Below are 735 nucleotides of genomic sequence, written 5' to 3' on the forward strand. Positions count from 1 at the left end.
TGAAGCCGTTCTACAGCGAGATGGGACGGCCATCGATCGACCCCGAGCTGATGATCCGCATGCTCATCATCGGCTACTGCATGGGGATCCGTTCCGAGCGCCGGTTGTGCGACGAGGTGCATCTGAACCTGGCCTATCGCTGGTTCTGCCGGCTCGGGCTGGAGGGCGACGTGCCCGACCACTCTACCTTCTCGAAGAACCGCCATGGCCGCTTTCGCGACAGCGACCTGCTGCGCCGACTGTTCGAAACGACGGTCGAACGCTGCATGGCCGAGGGGCTGGTCGGTGGCGAGGGCTTCGCCGTCGATGCGAGCCTGATCCGGGCCGATGCCAATCGTCAGACTGGCGGCCCGGGAAGCGACGGCCTGCCGCCCGACGCCGACACGCGTGCCGTTCGCGAGTATCTTGCCGTCCTCGACGATGCCGCATTCGGGGCGGCCACGCCGGTGGTGCCGAAGTTTCTGGCACCGGCGGATCCGGCGTCGCGCTGGACCTGCGCGCATGGCGGGCAAGCCTATTACGCCTACTCGACCAACTACCTCATCGATCTCGACCATGCCGTCATCATGGACGTGGAGCCGAGCACTGCGATCCGGCAGGCCGAGGTGACCGCCTGCAAACGGATGATCGAGCGCGTGCAGGACCGCTTCGGCGTCTGGCCCGAACGGCTGGCGGCGGACACCGGTTATGGCTCGGCCGAGATGCTGGCGTGGCTCGTCCACGAGCGCGACATCC

At 66.8% G+C, this 735-nt stretch carries 1 protein-coding gene; it reads left to right on the plus strand.

All coding sequences use genetic code 11. The features are described 5' to 3' along the window. A partial coding sequence (locus IFS44_RS21675) for a transposase (RefSeq protein ID WP_192100217.1) occupies nucleotides 1–735 on the plus strand: 735 nt, incomplete at both ends.

This window comes from Sphingomonas sp. CFBP 13706 (assembly GCF_014842355.1).
Classification (GTDB): Bacteria; Pseudomonadota; Alphaproteobacteria; order Sphingomonadales; family Sphingomonadaceae; genus Sphingomonas; species Sphingomonas aerolata.